We start from the raw sequence: 20,688 nt of genomic DNA, 5'->3' as shown, positions 1-20,688 counted from the left end.
TATTGCTACTGCCAAGAGGGTTATAATGAAGTGTAAATATTTGTTGGTGAATATCGTACTCGTACTTTTTTTCTTAAATACTTTACCTGTCTATGCTTTCAATTTAACGGTGATTGAGGGCTATTTATTGATGGCTAAGGCACGTGAAAGTCATGATAACAACAAACGAACATTTTTATGGACAGATGCGGTTAGCAATAAAGTTGATAACTTGAATAAAAACTGGAATCGGCCAGTAATCGCAAACTGGGGAGTTAGCGATCGTTATCCTGGAACTCCGGGCATGCCTATTCCACTCGTAAAGCCTTATAGTGAAACTGATCCAAACTTTACTGGCCCCAATGGTGAGCATTATGGTATTGAAATCGAATTTGCTGATACCACGATAGCTCCACGTCAATTACACAGTAATAATGTCAGACTTTATACCGATTTTGGACAAACTGGCGCGGCAACTTCTGGTATGACCCGAGCAGAAATACATATTCGCAGCACATTGCAAGATATGAAAGTAAAGGAAGGCACTACTTTATGGCTAGGTTGGTCAGAATTGTATAGCGATGTAGATATGGAAAAAATCACGACTGTTTTTCAATTTAGAAACCAACCTAATGAACAAACACTTGCTGAAGTCGGATTTAACCAAGCTGATATTGACAAGCTTATTGATGCGGATGTAAGTAAAGGTGGTCCCGCTGTAGGCATTATCACCACGCCAATAAATAAAGCCTTACATTATCAATTTACGGCAAGAAAGGGCACAACAATGGATTGGCAAGTACCTGAAGGTCATTCAGATATTAGTAGTTTTCCGATTGAAAAAAATAAATGGTATGACTTCATTGTGCAAATGAAATATTCACAAGGTGATGATGGCAGGTTTCGTATATGGGTATATCCACATAATGCCACAGGAACTGTTGATTATGATATTACCGATATTCCTCAGTGGGATTTTCATGGAGCGACTATGTACCATTATCCTGAAAACTATCCGCTGACGATTCCGTCCCCAGAAATTCGTCACGGAGTTTATCGTCATGAAAGGGCTAATAGCATTGAACTTATTGAGGAAAAAGACAGGTACATGACGAAATACATCGGGCCATTACGTCTTTGGGCTGGTGCTGACGATGCCGGGTTTGAATATGTCGCGCCGAAATAGTCATCAGACATTGGAGATAGTTCTGGCTAGAACAAACAATAAATAGTAATAAGGAATCAGGATAATAAAATGAGATTAACACTACAGATCATCAGCTTGTTGGTTTTTTGGGCTACAACTACACTTTGCTATGCCGGTAATAACTCGGGTAAGCAAGATATTTATTTTTATAAAATAGACTCTCAAAGAATCGTGATTTCTGCTCCAAGCGGAATAAAATTTATTGATCATGCGAATTGTAATGGCACTAATGAAGCTTCTGGTGTCGCTATTTCGGCTCTTCGTGATAATTTTGCCGAACTCTATGCGTCAGTTATGCTAGCTCATGCAAACAATCGCAAGATTGCTTTTTGGTTAGATGGGGCGTGCACGCCAGCAATGGCTGGAGGTCCATACCCAACAGCAAATATGGTCTATGTTTACTAGCTTATTTTTACTAGTTTATCTTTATTGGCTTATGTTCATTAGGTTTATGCTTACTGTATTACATACACCCGCCATTGTTTATGTAGTACAAGCAAAAATTAACATTGAAGTAGCAGTATAAGTACCGAACAGTGCAGCATATTTAAAACAAGGTTGGTAAATGTTTAGCTGAAGCCGAACAAGTCATAACTTTATTTTGCTTATTATAACTTGCATTATTAGCGCTAATATCATTTGTTTATTGTTATGATTAATTAACGCTATTTAATGAGTTTACATAGCTAGTTATTGCAAACTACAGCGTAGCATTATGCTAGTTAAACCCCTCAAGTAAATGCTTCTTCACTTAATTTATCTCAGGTTAAAATGGCGTAGGAAACTTTCGAAGTACTTGATTAATACCGTCAAGTACTTCAGGGGTTAACGGCTGTTTAAAAGCAGCAACATTTTGTTTTAACTGTTGCATATTAGTTGCACCAATAATGGTGGAAGTAACTCCGTCGACTTGATTACACCAACCTAACGCAAGGTGCGCCGGCGATATATTATGTTTTTTAGCCAGTTCTACATAGGCAAGTACGGCTGCTTCAGTGTGCTGAGTATCACGAAAAAGTCCGTGGCGCTGCATCAGGGTAAAGCGGCTACCTTCTGGTCGTTGACCATTTAAGTATTTACCCGTCAATAAGCCTGTCGCTAAGGGAGACCAAGGCAAATAAGCGATATTTTCATGAATACAGTTTTCTATCAGGTATGGCCAATCTTTGGTATGCAATAAGCTAAATTCATTTTGTATTGAAACCATACGCGGTAAATTATGCTCAGCACTTAAACGTAAGTATTGATTAATGCCCCAAGGGGTATCATCTGATAACCCACAATAACGAATTTTACCGGCGTTAACGCAATGGGCTAAGCCTTGTAAAATATCAAGCATTTCTTCATTTTGCTGCTCGCTATCGACTTGGCTATAGCTAATAGTATTTGGCCAGTGATTACCAAAATGTGGCGATTGACGGTTTGGCCAATGTAGTTGATATAAATCGATATAATCAGTTTGCAAACGTGTTAAGGAGGCTTCTACGGCCGCGATAACATTGGCGCCTGTAATCTTGCTACCTTCGCGAATATAGGAAAAGCCAGGGCCTGCAATTTTGGAAGCTAAAACAATATCTTTACGCCGAGTAGGGTTTGAACTCAGCCAATTGCCAATAATGCTCTCTGTTGCGCCATAGGTATCTTTAGTCGGCGGCACAGCATACATTTCTGCGGTATCAATAAAATTAATACCTTGCTGTAGCGCATAATTGAGTTGAGCATCGGCATCTGACTGATTATTTTGCAAGCCCCAAGTCATACTGCCCAAACAAATAGTTGAGACGTCTAATGCGCTACTACCTAATTTTACATATTTCATAACATTATTCTCAATTTTTACTTTTTAATCGTATAAATTTGCTGCTGATCAGCGGATCCAACGAAGAAACTTAAACTTTAATTTACTGTATGGTGCAAACCTAACAGGTAAGTCCTTAATAAATGGTCGAACTAACACTGACTTTAAGTGACTAAAGTTATCGAAACCGGCTTGGCCACTATATTGCCCGATACCACTGGGGCCTGTACCACCAAAAGGTAGTTCAGGAACAGCATTAAACATGATGACATCATTAATACATTGGCTACCTGAACTTATTTCATTTACCCAGCTTTGGCATTGTTGTTTATTTTTACTAAAAATATAAGCCGAAAGCGGTTTATCGCGTGCTTTAACAAAAGCCTTGGCACTATCAAAGTCTTCTATCGCAATAATTGGCAGAATAGCGCCAAATATTTCATCGGTCATTAAGGCGCTATCAAGCGGTGGGTTAATCACTATAGTTGGCGCAATGTAACGTTTATCAATGTCAAACTCACCACCGACCTCAATCTCAAGAGCAGATAAATAGTCACTAATGCGTTTAGCATGGCGCTCATTCACTATGCGTCCGTAGCTTTTACTTTCTTGGGGATTTTTACCAAACATTTTGGTTATTTGGCTTTTCAGTGCAGTTACTAATGGAGCAATCATGCTTTTTGAAGTAATGATGTAATCTGGTGCAATACAAGTTTGTCCTGCATTCATCCACTTGCCCCAAGCTATTCTTTGCGCAGTAATATTAATATCGGCACTTTCGTCAACATAAACAGGGCTTTTACCGCCTAACTCTAAGGTGACAGGCGTTAAATGCTTGGCTGCTGCGGCCATAACAATACGGCCAACCTGACCATTACCAGTATACATAATATGATCAAACGGCAAGGCGAGTAATGCCGTTGTAGCTTCAACGGCACCTTCGACCACGGAAAAAGCTTGAGGGTCTAAATATTGCGGAATAAGCTTGGCTAAAAGTTGTGATGTTGCAGGCGCAAGTTCGGATGGTTTTACAATAGCACAATTACCGGCAGCTATTACCGCTACCAGAGGTGCTAGTATCAATTGCATTGGATAGTTCCAAGCACCAATAATCAATACACTGCCTTGCGGTTCAGGTTGAATGTAGGATCGCCCTGGTTGTGCAACAATAGGGGTTGACACTGAACGTTTTTTCGCCCAACGATTAAGGTGTTTACAGACATGATCAACGTCACCTGTGACATAAGATACTTCGGTGATCCATGCTTCTTGTGCAGGTTTACCTAAATCAGCTTGAAGGACATCTAAAAATGCTTGTTCATTTTCTGTCACTAAGCGCTTAATTTGTTGCAGTTGTTGCTTACGCCAGCTTAAATCTCGGGTTTTGTTTGAGGCAAAAAATTGCTGATGTTGCGCTAGTTGTTCGCTAAAATCCACAAGTATTCCTGATTAAATTATAGGGGGCAGATGACTTAATTTAACCGATTTCCCAAAGGAGTACAAAGCTTTAGTGGATTTGCTATTGTGGCTTTATGCTAAGTACAATTGCTAAGGTTTGCAGAAGAAAATTACGAATATCATCGGAAGATAAAATTGACTGGTTGGCAAGTAATTGCTGATATTGTGCTTGTCTTAGTAGCGTAAGTAATATTTGCCCATTAACCTTAGCAAGATCTTTGTTGAAATAGTGGCATACTTGTATACAGGGATTTAGCTGAGCCAAGTTGTGCTGCTCAGCGAGTAAACGCAATGAAGGTGATAGTTGTATTTCATTACACAACTGTTGCTCTACGATAAGTTGATTGCGATGATTTTCGATATTTAAGAAGATAAATTTTAAAAACAAATCAGCGAGTTGATGTTGTAACTCAAGACGCACTTTAACTCTGCGTAACTCTACTTTATTCTGTTGTGCTAGTAACGATAAAATGGGTTGCCATAATTGCTCGATAGCTGTCGTAGCATTGTGGGTATTTAATTCAAAAGCTTGTTGTATTAATTGCTGAATATCTTTGAAGTAGTAGGTTGTTAGAGACAGTTGTATATTGGCATGTGCAGCAATAGCCCGATGAGTTGTTCCTTTAATACCGTGCTTAGCAATCAAGTCAATTGCTGCTGCTAGTATCAACATTCTTGTTTTTTCACCCTTAGTGCGTCGCTTAACGAGTGCTTGTTCTTTATTTGCTAACATTTATACTTTTTACTCGTAAATTATTTTTTTAATATAATTGGGTTTTTATAGCTCTGTCATGATGTGCTATAGATGATGCTAATTTCAATATAGCGTGTTAGTTACAAATTAGAAACAATGTTAGCAAAACTTTTCAGTAAACATAAGCCGTTTTTCTGTTGATTTAGCACGTTAGCAAAAGTTCGGCCTAACTAATTTTACAATAGCAATAAAAAAGCCCATTACTGCGAAAGCAGTAATGGGCTTTATATAAAGTAATAAAAGTAAGGGGATTAGCCCGCTTTTAAGTAATCAGATTCAAAATCATCGACATCAATAACAGCTTTACGCGCAATTTCTGTTGCTGTTAATAGCTCAGCTTCTTCTTCACTGATAATATTGGCTTCTAAGCCCTTTTTAGCAACAAGATCTAATTGATAAAAAGGTAAGCGCTGACCTAATTCTCGACAAATTTTATCGAATATTGGTTCACAAGCGATAATATCTTCAAGTGTTTGTTCTAGTTGTCCTAAAACATTTTCTGGTTCGCGGGTTAAATATTGTCCCTGACCTAAACGTGTACGCGTTTCGTTATGATATTGCAGTAATGCTGCTACTTTGTGATCGGTTTTGTCAGAAGGTTTTTTCAACCAACAGCCAACAGGTAATATAATTAGCTTTAATGCGCCGGCAACAATTTTATTAGGGAAATTGTTAATAAGTTCACTGATTGCTTGTTGAATATTATATAAGCTATCTTCAACAGCCCACTGCACAAGTGGCAAGTCAGCACTTTGTCGACCTTCATCGTTGTAGCGTTTAAGCGTTGCTGAGGCCAAGTATAGGTAACTTAAAATATCCCCAAGTCGTGCTGAAATACGCTCTTTACGTTTTAAATCACCGCCTAACGTCAACATAGCAATATCTGAAAGCATGGCTAAATTTGAACTAAAGCGAGTCATTAATTGATAGTAACGTCTAGTTTCGTCGTTATAAGGTGCAGCTAATGCATAGCTACCGGTAAAAGAAAACCAAACACTGCGACAAATATTGCTAATAGCAAAACCGATATGACCAAATAAGGCATGGTCAAAATCGTTTAACGCTTGTTGTTGATCTTGGTTTTTAGCAGCAGATAATTCGGCTAGTACATAAGGATGACAACGTATCGCACCTTGACCATAAATAATCATGCTACGTGTCAATATATTTGCACCTTCAACGGTGATTGCAACAGGAGCACCTTGATAAGCGCGCGCAAGGTAGTTACCAGGGCCCATACAAATACCTTTACCGCCATGGATGTCCATTGCATCGGCAACACACGAACGCATTTTCTCAGTCAAGTGATATTTAGCGATAGCCGAAATAACACTGGGTTTTTCGCCCATATCAATAGCACCAGTTGACATCGTAGTAACGGCATCCATTAAGTAAGCATTACCGCCTATTCTTGCTAGTGCTTCTTCGACCCCTTCCATTTTGCCAATAGAAATTTTAAATTGGCGACGAATACGGCTATAGGCACCAGTAGCTAGCGCTAACGACTTTATACCACCAGTACTGTTCGAAGGTAGGGTAATTGCACGACCTACAGATAAACATTCCACTAGCATCCGCCAGCCTTGGCCAGCCATTTCAGGACCACCAATGATGTAACTTAGCGGTACGAAAACATCATCGCCTTGTGTTGGACCATTTTGGAAAGGTACATTCAATGGGAAATGGCGACGACCAGTAATAACACCGTCAATGTCTGTTGGTATTAATGCACAGGTAATGCCTAAATCTTCTTCCTCACCCAGTAAATGGTCAGGGTCTTGCAGCTTAAAGGCTAAGCCCAATACTGTCGCTACAGGCGCTAAAGTAATATAACGCTTATTCCAAGTTAAGCGCATGCCTAACACATCTTCACCATTAAATTCACCACGACAAACAACACCGTAATCGGGGATTGAACCCGCATCTGAACCAGCTTCAGGGCTTGTTAAGGCAAAACATGGGATTTCTTCACCTTTAACAAGGCGAGGTAAATAATAGTCTTGTTGCTCTTTTGTACCGTAATGTTGTAATAATTCACCTGGGCCTAATGAGTTAGGAACACCAACAGTAGATGACAAAACGGTACTGACACTTGATAGTTTTTGTAACACACATGATTGAGCATAAGCGCAAAACTCAAGGCCGCCGTATTGTTTTTTGATTATCATGGCAAAAAACTTATTATCTTTTAGGTATTGCCATACTTCTGGAGATAAATCAGCGAGCTCATGCGTGGTTTGCCAATCATCAGTCATGCGACAAACTTCTTCTACAGGACCGTCTAAAAAGGCTTGCTCTTCCGCACTTAGTCTTGGCTTAGGGTAGTTATGTAGCTTTTTCCAATCGGGAGTGCCACGAAATAACTCAGCTTCAAACCAAGTTGTGCCAGCATCAATCGCTTCTTGTTCAGTTTTTGACATTTCAGGCATAATGCCTCTGAACATAGTTAGTAGCGGGTTAGATATATACTGTTTTCGAATATCTGCAATATTTAATGGTATGGCAATAATGGCAAAAATTAGCCAGCTGAAGAAAGATACAATGTCGAAAAAAGTTCCAACAATCATAAGTAAGGTAAATGCTATGGTAAATGTTGAGAGTGATGCGCGTGAATACGCCATAAACCCACATAATGCGATAGCAATAAGTATCCAAGTTAAATAGTCCACATATTTTCCTTAATGTTGATATGTAAAATTAAAATTACTGGAGGTCAGACCAGATAGTTGATTAAGCTTAATTTGTCTTGTCAATAATTTCAAATTATTTATTGTTAGTATAGCTTCTTATGCTGACGAAATTCATGTCAGTTAGCGAGATATCTACTTTTCGTACACCATTTTAGGCTATTCAATATTACGCTGTGTAAATTCAGCACAATAACACGTACTATGCAGAGTAATATCAGTAAATGTAAGCATTGTATTTGCTAAAAGGTAGGCGGTAGCCTCTGGCAAGTTATCTGATGCGCAAAGCGTGAGTATATTTAGGCATTAAGCCAGTAAGAAAATATTATCCCCAAGCCTATTGAAAATGCAGTTTGGGTATAATTATTTTGAAGACTCAACAATAGTTTTATTTTCTGATCTACAAAGGAATAGTGACTATTCTATTTAACATTTTTTATATGGTTATTTTTTATGTGTGAATTAATGGCGATGAGTGCCAATGTACCGACAGATATCTGTTTTAGTTTTAGCGGTTTAATGCAGCGCGGAGGTAATACTGGGCCGCATAAAGATGGTTGGGGCATAACTTTCTATGAAGGTAAAGGCTGTCGTAGTTTTAAAGACCCGTTACCGAGTGCGCACTCTCCTATAGCTCAATTAGTAACTGACTATCCTATTAAAAGTGAAACTGTGGTTTGCCATATTCGCCAAGCAAACTCAGGTGAAGTATCTTTGGTTAATACGCACCCCTTCATTCGTCCCATGTGGGGGAAAAACTGGACTTACGCACATAATGGCCAGCTTGCTGATTATAAAACTAAACTAGTCATAACATCTCATATGCCGATTGGTGAGACAGATAGTGAACATGCTTTTTGCTGGATACTTGATCAATTACTGAAAAATTTTGGCGCGAATGTCCCTACACCGAAAGATTTATTCCACTATGTTGTTGGGCTATGCCAAGAAATTAATCAATTAGGCGTGTTTAATTTACTGTTAACCGATGGTGACTTTTTATTGGTGTACTGTGCAAACAATTTACATTGGCTTACACGACGAGCACCGTTTGGTAAAGCAAGCTTGATAGACGCAGAAATGGTGGTTAACTTTGATCAAGAAACTACCGATAACGATATTGTGACCGTAATTGCTACACAGCCATTAACGGATGATGAAACATGGCAAAAAATGCAGCCGGGAGATGGTTTATTATTTAGTAAAGGACAGTTAATTGCTCAAAGCAGTAGAAGTTAGCAAAATGTTATCGCCAATCTATATTGTTTATTCTTTCTTTTAAGAGCGCAAGCGTACTGAGAAAACAACAATGTTTTGCATTTAATTATTTTGCATAGCGTTTGCATGGAAGCTATGACTCTTAAGAGCAAATGACTATCAACTAAAACAATATAAAAACAAGTGCAGTAAACTGTAAAATTAATAGCCTGTAAATTATTGGCCTGTGTTGCTTGTTGAATTAATCGTTATAACAGACTGTAGCTGTGCTTCAAATTGCTCAACATCACCTTTAATTTGATGAAGTTTAACTAATAAGTAATCTAACTCCGGGGCAAACCAAGCGTAAGTTACGCGCTTTTTCTCAATAACTTCGCGCTTAAGCCTAATAGTTTTTACTAAGCCGTAAGGTAGCATGATTTCTTCTTCGCCATCATATTGATAGACATAGTTTTTGATTGAGCCTGAGGTTTTGATGACTGGATAAACAAACTGTTTTTGTTCAGGGTTACTGATCATATTCAGACGGTGTTGCAGGTGATAGCTTAACGAGTCTTGAATATTCTCTGGAAAGTTAATGGTTTTAGCACGCTCTTTTTTTTCATCAAACGCGGTATTATTTTCGGTGTCATAACGCCACTTGTAGTGCTTGTCTGAGCCAGTACCTTCTCGCTTATATTCATAACGCGTTGGGGTAACTTTATTGCCAACGAGTTTTACGGTTGAGGCTTCGTCACGAATATCTGAAAATATTAACCACTCTATATTTGTATGGTAACTATATTGCGCTAAGCCATTGTCTAAATAGCTTAGCTTTCGTGTTGCTTCACCTACAGCTTTAGATTTATGTAAAATACTATATTGCGCATTAAATGCAGGTATCATTACGCTATTTTCTTTATTTTCTGCCATCGCACTGAAAGTCACTGATGACAAAAGTAAAGTAATATAAGGTAATGATTTCAACATAATAGTAAATTCTCTAAATTAAATGCTACTCTTCGCTAGCATAACCCGAAACAGGTAAGATTACACCATCAATTAACGCGTGTTCTGCTACCATAGTAACGCGCTTTGAACAGCACCAATTTACCACCAGTGGATAAATGCGATGCTCTTGTTGGTGGACACGTTGAGCCAGCTCATCCGCGCTATCTTCTGGAAATACCGGGACTTTAGCTTGTAAAATCACCGGCCCGCCATCTAGCTCTTCAGTAACAAAGTGCACACTAACACCATGTTCAGTATCACCAGCGTCAATTGCTCGTTGATGAGTATTCAAGCCTTGGTATTTAGGGAGAAGAGAAGGGTGGATGTTAATTAAGCGGCCTTGATACGTTTGGACAAATTTTTGCGTTAATATGCGCATAAAACCCGCCAATACAACAAGGTCAGGTTGATAACGATTAATTTCTGTAATCAGGGCATTATCGTAATCTTCGCGACTACTGAAATCTTTATGTGAGAGCACAGCAGTAGCAATATCAGCATCTTGCGCCCGCGTTAATCCATAAGCGTCAGCTTTGTTAGAAACCACAGCGACGATATCGCCGCCATAGTTTTCTTGCTTACAGGCGTCGATAATCGCCTGTAAGTTTGTGCCGCCGCCGGAAATGAGTACTACAATTCGGCTTCGCATCAATGATTAACCTTTGTTGATAATAACTTGTTCTTGACCGGCTTGTAGATCGGCAATTTCACCAATATGCCAAGCATTTTCACCATGAGCAGTTAAAATTTCAATACTTTGTGCAACCGCATCTGCAGGAACAACAATGATCATACCTACACCACAGTTAAATGTGCGGTACATTTCATGTGTAGTAATGTTGCCTTTTTCTTGTAACCAGTTAAATATTTCTGGCCACTGCCAGCTATCGCCGTCAACAATGGCTTGCGCACTTTCAGGTAATACACGAGGAATGTTTTCCCAGAAGCCACCACCAGTAATGTGTGATAAAGCATGAACATCAACTTGCTTAAGTAGCTCTAAGACCGACTTTACATAAATTTTTGTTGGTTCAATTAAATGATCACCTATAGATTTACCATTTAGTAATTCGTTAGTATCAGTATTGTTAATTTCTAATACTTTACGAATTAAAGAGAAACCGTTTGAATGTGCACCTGAAGATGCTAATGCAATAAGTTGGTCACCGGCAGCAACTTTAGTTCCGTCGATAACACGAGATTTTTCAGCAACACCAACACAAAAGCCAGCGATATCGTAATCACCTTTATGGTACATACCTGGCATTTCAGCGGTTTCACCACCGACTAAGGCACAACCTGATAGTACACAACCATCAGCGATACCTGAAACAACAGCAGAAGCAACGTCAACATCAAGCTTGTCTGTGGCGTAGTAATCGAGGAAGAATAAAGGCTCAGCACCTTGAACAATTAAGTCATTCACGCACATAGCAACTAAGTCAATACCTACAGTATCGTGCTTTTGTAAATCAATGGCTAAACGCAATTTAGTACCGACACCGTCGGTTCCCGCAACAAGTACTGGTTCTTTGTAACCAGTTGGAAGTTGACAGATAGAGCCAAAACCACCTAGTCCTCCCATAACTTCTGGGCGTGTAGTACGTTTTACTGCACCTTTAATATTTTCAACTAGGGCATTACCTGCATCTATATCAACGCCAGCATCTTTATAACTTAAAGACTGTTTTTCTTCGCTCACGGGAAACCTCAATTAGTAGTTAGTTTACTTGTACGATAAAGGCGCATATTCTACCAGTGCAAACGCGCGCTGAAAATCTTTAAAATAAATTATTTTTATATGTAATAAAAATCAGCAACATTATGATAAGATCTTTATTATGAAACACTTGTTAATACACACTATGTTCAGAAATTGTCTGATATTGTTATTTTTTATACTACCGCTGAACGTTAGCGCGATTGAGGTCGAAAATTTGTACAGCGCGAAAGTTGCTGTTGACTCACAATCCGTTGGTGATCGCAATCAAGCGCTTAAAAATGCTTTGCGAGCTATTTTAGTTAAGGTTGGCGGGAAAAAAATCGAACATCCAGGTATTACGCAGGCGATAAAAAACTACAACAAGTATGTTACTCAGTATCAATATATTCGCCAAGATAATAGAACATTATTGAATGTGTCTTTTGACGAAGCGAAAATTAACCGTCTATTTAAAGAAAATGATCTCGCTATTTGGGGCCGACTTAGGCCCCAAGTGATGGTTTGGTTGATTGAAGAAGAGGGTTTTGAACGTAAAATAATCTCGGCCACTTCATCGTCGCTATTGCCCAACACCATTCATGACTTTTCGCAGTTACGTGGTTTACCATTAGTTATGCCAATAATGGACTTAACTGATCTTACGGCTTTAACGGTGTCTGATTTATGGGGGCGATTTTCACAACCCGTAGCTCAAGCTTCTGCTCGTTATATGGCCGAAGCCGTTGTCGTTATCAGAGTGTCAAACTCCAGTTTACTTACCGTTGATGATGCCGCAATTGAATGCCCGCTATGTCAGCAGCATAAATTAGCTGTTGATTGGAGCCTTATGACGGATGCGCAGAGTGAACATGCTCAAGTGTTTAGTGAGCAATACTTAGGTGACGATGTTAATGAATTATTAGTTAACGCATTATCAGATATCACTGATATTATTTATCAACAATACGCGCTATCAACAACCAATAGTAATGAATTTGAAATTGACGTAGCTAACATTTCTTCGTTAGCTGAGTTAATTGCGGTATCGGAATTTCTCAGCGAACTTTCTGCCGTTCAATCTGTACAGTTGGTCAGTGTAAAAGGTACCAATCGTCGCTTTAAGTTATCACTGATTGGTTCGCAGCAAGCACTCTTTGCTTCGTTAAAGTTGAGCGCACAGTTAAATCGTTATATTGACCCTTTAGCTGAACGAGAAGGCTCAGACCAAGTACCGGTATTTTATTGGGGTAAAAAGTGACGAAAATTTCGCAATTAACCCTATCTGTACAATTACCTGATGATGAAACTTTTGCCAGTTTTCAAAGTGAAAGTAATCAAATGGTTGTACAACAAGTAACGCATTTTTTAGACCGCATTTGTGATGCTAATAAGCAAGTGCACAGTTTGTATTTATTTGGTTTGTCAGGTGTTGGTAAGAGCCACCTACTGCACGCAAGTTGTGTTTATGCTGACAAATTAGGGGCAACATCGTTATGCTTATCATTTTCTGAGTTAACACAGTTGTCTGTTGATGTGCTTGATGGTCTAGAAAACATTGATTTAGTCTGCCTCGATGATATTCAATTAATTGCAGGCAATAAAAAATGGCAACAAGGCGTATTTGATTTATACAACCGTATGGTTGAGCAAAATAAGTGTTTGATCATTACTGGTGATCAAAGCGTTGGCCAGTTAAATATTAGCTTACCTGACTTAGTATCACGGTTGGGTTGGGGCTTGACCGAACAATTGAAGCCCCTAACCGATAAAGAAAAATCATTTGCCTTACAGTATCGTGCTCAACAACGTGGTTTATATATCAGCGATGACGTGGCAAGTTTTCTGATTAATCGTTTATCTCGTGATATGACTAGCTTACTTGCTGCACTGGAGCAGCTTGATCAGGCTTCAATTAGAGAGCAGCGTCGCATTACTATCCCTTTCATTAAAGATATTTTATTTTAAAAGATAAAATAAACCATTCTACGATGTAACTTTGCACTGTTAGCGTCATATCTTTAGCAGCTATTACTAGCAAAGTTACCCGTTATTGTGCGTGATCAAATCGTTATTTGCTCAAAGTACTATCATATCACCCAAATATAATTGTCTAACGACATAGCCAAAGCTCGCTCTGGGGTTACAATTACGATGAAATGGATTTACTTTATTATTTTACAAGTCATGCTTATTTTACTGGTAGTGACTGTTACTTATAAACACGCTGATAAAGTCACTGTTGTTAAATTGCCGCCAAAAGCGCTAGCGCAATGGTATAAGCCAGATAATAAACGCCATGTTTGGTTACATAATATGTTTAAACTAAGGCGTGAAATGCAAGCCGTTGAGTTTTATGCCGAACAAAAAGATCACAAGCGACTTGTAGAATGGGGCTTAAAGTTAAATAAACATTATCTCGCTATTGGTGAAATGGTAGCTAATTGGCGTACAAAACTCGATTTGGTAACGATTGAAAATATACAAAACAGGGCAGAAAGTCGTGACTATCCTGGGGTATTAACTGCAGTAAACACTTTGCAAAAAAGTTGTGATGGTTGTCATGTGGATTACCAAGCGATCACCGCAATGACTTATCGAAGTGCAGATTTTTCTGCAATAGATGTTGCACCTTCGATACCGTTTAACATGCATATGCAAACATTGAGCAAGCAAGTAAACCAGATCAAAATAGCCTCAGAAGATGGACAGTCAGCACTTGCGTTGTCCTCTTTGTTCGAGCTAAAAAAAGCAATGAATAAGCTTGGGCAAGTGTGTAGTAATTGTCATAAACAAGAGAAACAAACTTATCCCAATGAAAAGATGCAAAAAATCATGCTTAATCTTGAGCAGAACTTGAAAACTGGTCAGGTTAAACAACAAGCAAGAGATCTTGGCTCACTAGCGGTAACAGCTTGTGCCACTTGCCATGGCACGCATCGATTAGCCGAAGGTGTGAAACGATTATTGGCAAAAGAGCATACTTTCGCAGAGTTATTAAAACACTGATCTGAATGACCACAACTAACAAGCAATTATCCACCTCGATATGAGGCTAAGGTAAGTAGAGCAAAGTTAAATGACGATTTTTATAACAAAGCAAAACTAAATATAAACCAAAAGTAAAATTAAAGCAGAGTTAATACTCATAACTAACGCTTACAGGCAGCAATTATTAGCTAAAGCCTGCCTGTAACTTCACCTCGACAAATTTTAAATTTCATTGCCGTTTTCCATTACTTTCAACGCTTTGTTCAGCAGTGAAATTTAACTAAATTAGCGATACCTTCAACGCCAGTTTACTCTTTTAGTTTCAGCAAAAGTAACATAGCGCTTTCGCTTTATTCTATGAACTTCAAATAAAAACGTTTTAATTTTTACCACGTCTACATCAACATTATCTAGTTTTTGACAGGGTAGAGTGTTTGCTTTACCCTAGGTAGAATATAAATTCTACCTAGGGTAAGTGACATGCTGAAAGAAAAAATTGCAGCCGACTTAGAAAGTGCTTTTAGCACACTTGGATTTGCGCAACCCAGCGTCGCACAATTAAAGACTGCCTGTAACGTAAGCTTAAGAACACTTTATAAACATTATCCATCCAAGGAAGCGATGATTGTCGCTGCTTTAGAATATCGCCATAAGCGGTATATGGCATTTCTGCTAAGTGAATCACACTCAACGGGTCTAGAAAGTGTACTGCATATTTTTGATAAGCTGGCACAATGGATGGTTGATTTTGCGCCTAACGGTTGTTTGTCGTTAAATGCTATTGCTGCTTTTCCTCAAGATATGGCAATGAAACAGGCTGTTCAGCGCCACAAAGATGAAGTTCAAGAATTGCTAGTGCAGCTGAGCCAGCGAAGCGAACTGTCGACAGAGCTTTTTTTACTTCATGAAAGCGTATCGAGTGTTTGGCCAACTATGGGCAATACCGCGGTAATATCTGCACAAAAAATTATCAAAAAATTATGGGGTTCACAAAGTCATGTTTAATATTCCAAAAATGATGAAAGGTATTTACCTTACAGGCCATGGCGGCTCTGAGGTACTTCAGTACCGTGATGATATTTCAGTGCCTAAACCAAAAGATAATGAAGTGTTGATACGTGTTGCGGCTGCGGGGGTTAATAATACTGACATCAACACGAGAACAGCATGGTATTCAAAAAATGATAACAATGACAAAGATGCCAGTTGGTCAGGTAATGCCTTGATTTTTCCTCGTATTCAAGGCGCTGATGTTTGCGGTGTTATTGTTGCTGTAGGCAATGGAGTTGACAATAAACGTATCGCAGAGCGGGTTTTGGTTGAGCCCTGTATACGTGAAGCTGATGGCCAGCAACTTGTCACCCCTTGGTATTTCGGCTCTGAATGCGATGGTGGTTTCGCAGAGTTTACCACCGTTTCATCTGATCATGCATATCCTATACAAAGCGAACTGTCTGATATTGAGCTTGCTACTTTTCCGTGCTCTTACTCAACTGCTGAGAATATGTTAACTCGAACAAAAGTGAGCAGTAAAGACACAGTATTAATTACAGGAGCGTCAGGTGGTGTTGGCTCTGCGGCAATTCAACTAGCTAAAGCCAGAGGTGCATATGTTATTGCTGTTACTAGTCCAGCCAAAAAACATCAACTGATGGATTTGGATGTTGATCAAGTTGTTTTTAGGGACGAAAAGTTGCTTGCAGTGCTTGGAGAAAATAGTGTCGACGTAGTGATCGATCTTGTTGCTGGGAAGCAATGGCCTGAATTTTTAGATATATTAAAAACACAAGGTCGCTACGCAGTTTCAGGTGCCATTGGTGGCGCTTTGGTTGCATTAGACATCAGATCGCTCTATTTAAAAGACTTAAGCTTTTATGGCTGTACTGTACTTGAGCCAGGCGTCTTTCAAAATTTGATTAGCTACATTGAACAACAGAAAATAATGCCTATTGTTGCACAAACTTTCCCTTTAAAAGAGATATATACTGCGCAAGAAATTTTCCAGAAAAAACAGCATGTAGGGAAAATAGTGCTGACCGTAGCGCCTTAAGCGTAATAACGTGCCGAAAGTTATTTCAATTAACGCAAATGCTCAACCAAGGCTACTAAGCAATAATTTTCCTGCATAACTAAACGCTTATGCTATGAGCTTTATTGCTTTTGTAAACTTTTGGAGAGTGTTAAAAAGTTGACTATGCAGTATTTTATATCAAACGCACAGTATCTATTTATTGTGGCGATTTTTTGCTGACAAATGACCTTGCACAACGGTTTATTGTAAAACATAAATATGCTATTTCATTTTTATTAATATGAGTTAACTATTCAAATATGCTGGTAAGATTAATTGTTGTGCTGTCTAATGGTTAGATTGTTAAAGTTAAAGCTTTAACATTATCTTCTTGCAACACCTAGTAGCCAAGCATGTTAGCTCATAATATGAAAGAATCCTTAATGTATGTTTTATTCCATATATGTTAGAATTTAAGGATATTATTATTTAAAATTATTAGGCGTATTTCATGTCTGAACATCCAACTTTCGACATTTGTGTTGAACCGATAGAACTTTACAAACTACTTAAAATTGCCAATATGGTTGGTGGCGGCGGTGAAGCTAAAACCATGATCAGTGAAGGCAATGTTTTAGTAAATAATGAAGTTGTTGTGCAAAAGCGTAAAAAAATTCGCCGTGGTGATATTATTGAATTTAACGGTAAAACTATTCAATTGGCTTTTAACCCCAACAAAAAATCTGCAGAGTTTATTAATACTGTAGTGTCAGCGAATAAAAACTCAAAAAAGAAAAAAAGAGCGAAAAGCAAAGCACGGCTTATAGCCTCAGAAGCGGTTACTGAATCCGTCTCTAAAAACTAGCAGCCTAGCTTTATAGGGTGAAAACTCAGGCAAGAGATTGCGTTTTTCACAAACTCAATGTGCATTGGCGTTATGGTGATGGCTATCGTTAGCGTTGACAGTAAAAATCATATTTTACGGATCAGCGCATGGCCTGATTTAGCGTTACCAATCTTGATTGTCTAAAATCACGTGAAAGGGCAAGTTGAGACTTACCTCGAGATCAATGCTTGGAAAAATAAAACATATAAAACGAAAAAAGTGGTGACGATTAAATAAAATCATCACCACTTTTGTTAATACTTATTCTCGTTAAGCTTTAACGTTTTGGTATAGGCTTTTCATAAAATATTTTACCGTCGCTATTAAGCTTATTCTTTTTACTTTGAGCTGAGTGTGCATTGCTTTTATCTACATTTTGACTTTGCTCTACTATCGGACTAATCGCTAAGTTTTCCGCCCACGTTTTTCCAGCTTGCATTGCGATAGGTGCAGTTAAATTATTGATGAAACTACTTGCCTCATTGTACTCTGGCAATATTCGTTGCGTAACATACTCAACCCTAGGCTTAATATTAGCTTCACCAATACGACCACGTTGGCCCCAAGTAACGATATACTCTTCACCAGTACTGTTAGGTTGATTGGTTACGGCAATATCCCTGTCGACATCATAACGTGCTTTCATCATGACCTCATCGAACAGCATCGCATAGTCTTCTCGCTTACTTGAGTAGTTATAGAAGTGCGGAGCATGTTCAGGGCTGAAAAAACCGGAAACATCACTTGGTGTATAATTTTTCTCACGAGTTGTTGCAGTTTCACCTTGATAACGTACTTGCGCTAAACGATACATTTCAGCTCCATTTAATGGCATTGCAACGCTGAGCCTGTCTGACACTATACCTGTGTCTTGTAGTCTATCGTTGACATTGTCTAATATGCGCTGATTAAGGTTAATGCTAGCCCAGTCACTTTGTGGAAAGTAATCATTTGCATGCGCTAATTCATGATACATTAATGCGGCAAGCTCATAGATACCGTCGCTGGTCTCTCGAGTTTCCCGAGACGATATAGGGTACGAAAAATTGGCATAACTATTATTTTTTACGTAACGCCATGGCATAACAAAGTTTAATTCGTCACCAAATGATGCCCGAAAATCAGGAGTTTGATTAATGGTATCTCTTTCATCAGGTGTTAACCATAGATCACTAGGGTCAAGGTGTATGGCACCGGTTACTGCCCAATAATAAGAAGGGCGTACATCGTATGAAATGACAATGGCTGTTGTGGCACGTAATAAGTTTTTAAAATCATTATGCTGATCGCTATTTTGTAAAAACTCTTTAAATCTTTGTCCCATCCATTGATGAGAAACAACGACACGATCCATGATATCTTCAACACTAGGAGTTGTTGTGTCATGTGCTATTAAAGGTAATTCATTAAAACGACAAGTTTCTCTTAAATCAATGGTATTGCTATAAACGCAATTAACGAGTACGTCGGCATAAGGGGAGTTGGCATTGAAAGGAAAAACAGTGGCTAAACGTGTATCGTATGCAATGTTATCATTGCTACTGATATTGGGGGCATCCTCAATGAGTATCGTCACGGTATCTTGATACCGTATTGCACCATCAGAAGCACTGACCGTGAAACTTAATAGACTATCAGCGCTGACATTGGGTGCTTGAAAAAAAACCGCAGTCTGGCCGGTAGTTGGTTCACTAAAAGTAACTGTGGGCCCAGAATCTTGTTGCCACTGGATACTGCTACTTGTTAGGTCACTGGCATTTATATAGGCACTTAAAGAAACATTACTGCCTTCTAGTACAGCATGACCTAGCCTTGCGGAAACCGGGTGTGTATCCTCTGATATAATCACCGTATGGGATAACATTTCATTAGCGCCATTTCGGTTAAAAGTTACTTCGAAGCGATACTCTCCAGCTTCATTAGGCGTAAAAGCTATAGCTTTAGAGTTCTTTGCCAAAAAGGTTACATCGCTGCCAGCGGTTTGCTGCCAATTGATGTTTGTTAAGCTATCGTCAGGGAAATAAATAAACAGTTCAACCGGCTGTGCAACTTTATTCGTTTCATCAAAACTGATGATGCCTGTTTGCGTAACAACAGGTGTAAAATCATCAATATTTTTCTTGCTTGAGTTGTCAGAGCCACCACAACCTTGTATGGCGAGTGCAACCAATAGCATTGTTTTTGAAAGCCATTTTTGCTTAGGTAAAATATCCATCGATGCCTCTATTGATAAAGTTATTAGATTAACAGACCTGATCAAGCCTAATTAAATTCATAAAAATAGCATACAAATTTATGCTTACAATTGGCATAAAAAGTGCCTTTGACTAAATGTAAGCAGGCGGTATTGCTATAAAAATATATGACGGTAGTGCTTAATATTACAAACAAGCAGTTTTAAATCAAGTATATAACCTACACCTATTCTGATCAGTTTTTCCCTGTCAGTGAAAGCTAATAAATATGGTACTTATCTTAACTATCAAGAATTTCAGTGTTGTATTATATGATTGTGGTGGTTGGGAAGATAAATGAGCATTAAGCTAGTGGATAAAACGATACTTAGTGCTCATTAAACATTGGCTATGAAGCTGGTTATTAGGTAGTTTTAGCTATTCATCTTTCTTTTTACGAATACTTAACCCTAATTCTTGTCCACGATATTTTGCGTAGTAACTCCCAGCGATAAACATAATGCTTGCTAAGATAAACTCTCCTAATGCCCATATCTTTTCATCGGCAGAGACCCATAATGTGGTTAAGCTATGCAAAAAATAAATCATCACAATGAAGTTCGACCAAGCATAAGTATAAGGGTTTCCTTGCACCAAGCCTTTTAACGGGAAAAGCAAAGGCAAGACAAACATGACAAGAATTAATGGTATTGATAGCGCGCTATCATCACTGGCAATAATCAGCCAAAATGGCATATAAAAAAGTAACGAAAAATAACCCGATAGGGTGATCTTTTTCAGCGTGTCTGTTGAAAAACGTGGTTTATTGGCCATTT

Annotated in this window: 18 protein-coding genes; 9 read left to right on the top strand and 9 right to left on the bottom strand. The window is 38.6% G+C overall.

Going from position 1 to position 20,688, the window contains the following annotated elements:
• Positions 1-25: 25 nt before the first annotated feature.
• Both B0169_RS11470 and B0169_RS11465 read left to right on the top strand, forming a co-directional pair.
• On the top strand, positions 26-1,165 hold the full coding sequence (locus B0169_RS11470; RefSeq protein ID WP_077286105.1) for a heparin lyase I family protein: 1,140 nt from the start codon (positions 26-28) through the stop codon (positions 1,163-1,165).
• A 69-nt stretch (positions 1,166-1,234) separates the two neighbouring features.
• Positions 1,235-1,591: a hypothetical protein gene (locus tag B0169_RS11465; RefSeq protein WP_077286104.1), complete on the top strand. Its 357-nt coding sequence runs from the start codon at positions 1,235-1,237 to the stop codon at positions 1,589-1,591.
• Between the two features lie 361 nt (positions 1,592-1,952).
• Here B0169_RS11465 and B0169_RS11460 read toward each other — a convergent pair whose 3' ends face one another.
• From B0169_RS11460 to fadE, 4 genes are all read right to left on the bottom strand, one after another.
• Entirely contained in the window at positions 1,953-3,005 is a 1,053-nt protein-coding gene (locus B0169_RS11460) for an aldo/keto reductase (RefSeq protein WP_077286103.1), read from the bottom strand.
• A gap of 48 nt (positions 3,006-3,053) precedes the next feature.
• Positions 3,054-4,421 carry an aldehyde dehydrogenase family protein gene (locus B0169_RS11455; RefSeq protein WP_143323518.1) on the bottom strand — a complete coding sequence of 456 codons (1,368 nt, stop codon included), beginning with the start codon at positions 4,419-4,421 and terminating at the stop codon, positions 3,054-3,056.
• An 82-nt stretch (positions 4,422-4,503) separates the two neighbouring features.
• On the bottom strand, positions 4,504-5,175 hold the full coding sequence (locus tag B0169_RS11450) for a TetR/AcrR family transcriptional regulator (RefSeq protein ID WP_077286101.1): 672 nt from the start codon (positions 5,173-5,175) through the stop codon (positions 4,504-4,506).
• Between the two features lie 272 nt (positions 5,176-5,447).
• Positions 5,448-7,865, bottom strand: coding sequence for an acyl-CoA dehydrogenase FadE (gene fadE, locus B0169_RS11445; RefSeq protein WP_077286100.1), 2,418 nt, complete (start codon positions 7,863-7,865; stop codon positions 5,448-5,450).
• 471 nt (positions 7,866-8,336) lie between these two features.
• On the opposite strand from fadE, the gene B0169_RS11440 reads away from it, so the two are divergent.
• On the top strand, positions 8,337-9,122 hold the full coding sequence (locus tag B0169_RS11440; RefSeq protein WP_077286099.1) for a class II glutamine amidotransferase: 786 nt from the start codon (positions 8,337-8,339) through the stop codon (positions 9,120-9,122).
• Between the two features lie 195 nt (positions 9,123-9,317).
• Here B0169_RS11440 and B0169_RS11435 read toward each other — a convergent pair whose 3' ends face one another.
• From B0169_RS11435 to purM, 3 genes are read right to left on the bottom strand one after another with little or no spacing between them, the layout of a single operon-like run.
• Positions 9,318-10,070, bottom strand: coding sequence for a DUF3108 domain-containing protein (locus B0169_RS11435; RefSeq protein WP_077286098.1), 753 nt, complete (start codon positions 10,068-10,070; stop codon positions 9,318-9,320).
• Positions 10,071-10,095: 25 nt separating this feature from the next.
• Positions 10,096-10,743, bottom strand: coding sequence for a phosphoribosylglycinamide formyltransferase (gene purN, locus B0169_RS11430; protein WP_202971827.1), 648 nt, complete (start codon positions 10,741-10,743; stop codon positions 10,096-10,098).
• Between the two features lie 3 nt (positions 10,744-10,746).
• Positions 10,747-11,793, bottom strand: a complete 1,047-nt coding sequence (gene purM / locus B0169_RS11425) for a phosphoribosylformylglycinamidine cyclo-ligase (protein WP_077286096.1) — start codon at positions 11,791-11,793, stop codon at positions 10,747-10,749.
• A gap of 139 nt (positions 11,794-11,932) precedes the next feature.
• On the opposite strand from purM, the gene B0169_RS11420 reads away from it, so the two are divergent.
• The 6 genes from B0169_RS11420 to B0169_RS11395 all read left to right on the top strand — a co-directional run bounded on the left by B0169_RS11420 (position 11,933) and on the right by B0169_RS11395 (position 17,657).
• Positions 11,933-13,051 carry a DUF2066 domain-containing protein gene (locus B0169_RS11420; protein WP_077286095.1) on the top strand — a complete coding sequence of 373 codons (1,119 nt, stop codon included), beginning with the start codon at positions 11,933-11,935 and terminating at the stop codon, positions 13,049-13,051.
• The gene (hda, locus tag B0169_RS11415) at positions 13,048-13,758 is read left to right on the top strand and encodes a DnaA regulatory inactivator Hda (RefSeq protein ID WP_077286094.1); all 711 of its coding nucleotides are present in this window, start codon (positions 13,048-13,050) and stop codon (positions 13,756-13,758) included. Before B0169_RS11420 ends, hda begins: the two co-directional genes overlap by 4 nt.
• Before the next feature lie 186 nt (positions 13,759-13,944).
• A complete protein-coding gene (locus B0169_RS11410) occupies positions 13,945-14,799 on the top strand; it encodes a multiheme c-type cytochrome (protein ID WP_077286093.1) in 855 nt (284 codons plus the stop codon).
• A 462-nt stretch (positions 14,800-15,261) separates the two neighbouring features.
• Complete coding sequence (locus tag B0169_RS11405) at positions 15,262-15,786, top strand: TetR/AcrR family transcriptional regulator (RefSeq protein WP_077286092.1); 525 nt, start codon at positions 15,262-15,264, stop codon at positions 15,784-15,786.
• Entirely contained in the window at positions 15,779-16,831 is a 1,053-nt protein-coding gene (locus B0169_RS11400; protein ID WP_077286091.1) for an alcohol dehydrogenase family protein, read from the top strand. The genes B0169_RS11405 and B0169_RS11400 overlap by 8 nt, the downstream gene beginning before the upstream one ends.
• A gap of 472 nt (positions 16,832-17,303) precedes the next feature.
• Positions 17,304-17,657 (top strand): RNA-binding S4 domain-containing protein, encoded by a 354-nt coding sequence (locus B0169_RS11395; protein ID WP_077286090.1) that lies wholly within the window; start codon positions 17,304-17,306, stop codon positions 17,655-17,657.
• 298 nt (positions 17,658-17,955) lie between these two features.
• Here B0169_RS11395 and B0169_RS11390 read toward each other — a convergent pair whose 3' ends face one another.
• Together B0169_RS11390 and B0169_RS11385 are read right to left on the bottom strand one after the other, a co-directional pair.
• Entirely contained in the window at positions 17,956-19,893 is a 1,938-nt protein-coding gene (locus tag B0169_RS11390; protein ID WP_077286089.1) for a hypothetical protein, read from the bottom strand.
• A gap of 397 nt (positions 19,894-20,290) precedes the next feature.
• A complete protein-coding gene (locus B0169_RS11385; RefSeq protein ID WP_143323517.1) occupies positions 20,291-20,686 on the bottom strand; it encodes a DUF2069 domain-containing protein in 396 nt (131 codons plus the stop codon).
• Between the last annotated feature and the right edge of the window lie 2 nt (positions 20,687-20,688).

It is taken from the genome of Cognaticolwellia aestuarii, assembly GCF_002000025.1.
GTDB classification, from domain to species: Bacteria; Pseudomonadota; Gammaproteobacteria; order Enterobacterales; family Alteromonadaceae; genus Cognaticolwellia; species Cognaticolwellia aestuarii.
Note: the sequence above shows the minus strand (reverse complement) of the source record. Positions and strands in the feature narration are given on the sequence as shown.